The sequence below is a fragment of the Mesorhizobium sp. M7A.F.Ca.MR.362.00.0.0 genome (genome assembly GCF_004023175.1).
Taxonomy (GTDB): Bacteria; Pseudomonadota; Alphaproteobacteria; order Rhizobiales; family Rhizobiaceae; genus Mesorhizobium.
This window is the reverse complement of record NZ_RZTF01000349.1, coordinates 4,911-6,752: the sequence shown is the minus strand read 5'-3', so window position 1 is coordinate 6,752 and position 1,842 is coordinate 4,911. Positions and strand designations below refer to the sequence as shown.

2 protein-coding genes are annotated in these 1,842 nt (G+C 61.8%); both read right to left on the bottom strand.

What is annotated here, in order from left to right; genetic code table 11:
- Positions 1–931, bottom strand: a 931-nt coding sequence (locus tag EOC06_RS29440; protein WP_164898802.1) for an ABC transporter permease, incomplete at its 3' end; no start/stop codon positions are given.
- Between the two features lie 74 nt (positions 932–1,005).
- On the bottom strand, positions 1,006–1,842 hold an 837-nt coding region (locus tag EOC06_RS43830; protein ID WP_245470183.1), incomplete at its 5' end, for an ABC transporter substrate-binding protein.

Genomic DNA, 1,842 nt, shown 5'->3' with positions numbered 1-1,842 from the left:
GCGTCGCCGACAGCACCATCATGAAGGTGGCGGTGACATAGACGTCGCCGACAGCCATGGAGCCGACGATCGCCGGGCCGACCGTCGGCAGCGCGAAGATGATCGCGGTCTCGATCTCGCCGGTCAGCATATAGGGCAGCACCACACCCTGATACATGATGAGCGGATGCAGCGCGTTGGGCACGGCGTGGCGCATGACGACGGCGGCACCCGTCAGCCCCTTGGCCCTGGCCGTCTCGACATATTGCGCGTTCAGCGTATCGAGCAGATTGCCGCGCATGACGCGCATATTGTAGGCGAGGCCGCCGAAAGTCGCGATCGCCACCACCGGCCAGACATGCTTGACCAGGTCGACGAATTTGGCCCACGACCACGGCGCGCCACCATATTGCGGCGAGAAGAATGAGCCGATCTCCGACACGTTGAACTGGAACACCAGGAGATAGACGATGATCAGCGCCATCAGGAAGCGCGGCACCGTCATGCCGAGGAAGGAGATGGCCGACAGTGTCGAGTCGATCCAGGTGTATTGCCTTGTCGCCGCCCATATGCCGAATGTGATGCCCAGCACCGAGGCCAGCAGATGGCAGACCAGCGCCAGGAGAAGGGTGCGCGGCAGGCGCTCTCCGACCACGTCGGCGACCGGTTTGTTGTAGTACAGGCTGTAGCCGAAATCGCCGCGGGTGACGATGCCACCGATCCAGTTGAGATACTGGAGAGGCAGCGGCTTATCGAGACCATGCTCGATGCGATAGGCCTTTGCCTGCGCGTCGGCCTCGGCGAAGGAGGCTCCACCCTGGTTGATCGCCTGCGAGCGGATGTAGTCGGCATAATCGCCCGGCGGCGCCTGGATGATGGCAAAGGTGGCCAGGCTCAAAATGGCGAGGACCGGGATTGCCGACGCTATGCGCGTGAGCAGGAATCGCAGCATGGACGGTTCGTTTCCTTGTCTCGCCGATCGCGCCCTTGGTTGCGTCCGGAGGTCTCTCAGTCAGGGAGGTAAACCTAATTCATCGGCCCCTTCTCTCCGGGTTTGCCGGGCAACTCCTCGGGGAACAATTCGTATTTCGCCTGCTTGTCGGCCGCGACAAAGACCCTTTCGCGGATGATCGAATCTTCGGCCCAGTTGAACATGAAGATCGGCGTGCCCTGCGGAATGTTCGAGAAGCGCTTGTTGACGATCAGCGCGCCGGGATATTCCGTCAGGCCGACATTGTAGACGTGCTCCGTCGAGATCTTCTGGAATTGTTTCATCAGGCTGGCACGCTGGTCGTTGTCCTGCGTCGAGACGAACTTGTTGACGATATCGACGAGATCCTTTTCGAACGGCATCACATCGACCTCGCCGTTCTCCGGCGCCCGATGGTCCCAGCTGGTGCGCGGGCCGACCGGGGCAAGCTGCACGGTGTTCTGCACCACCGACGTCAGTTCCTGTTCGTTGCGCCGGACCAGCCAATCGAAGCGGCCCGAATATTGGGAAGCGTCGCGCTGGGTGCCGTTGAGACCATTGAGCACGACCCGAAGCCCGAGCTTTTCCATCTGGGCGACGACGCCTTCGGCAAGGCTCTTGTCGGTCGTGTAGTCGTTGTTGACCAGCATCACGATCTCGACATTCTTGCCGCCGGCGGTACCGGAAGGGAAATTCACGAAGCCGTCGCCATCCGTATCCTTGAGGCCGGCCTTGGCGAGTTCCGCCTTGGCGCCGTAGAGGTCGAAGGGGTAGTAGACCGTCGAAGCGCGGTCGTAGAAGCTGGTTCCTGACGACAGGCCGCCGGGATAGATGGCGGTGAACGGCCCCTTGACCAGCGAGTCACCGAGCGCCTTGCGGTCGAGCGCCATGGT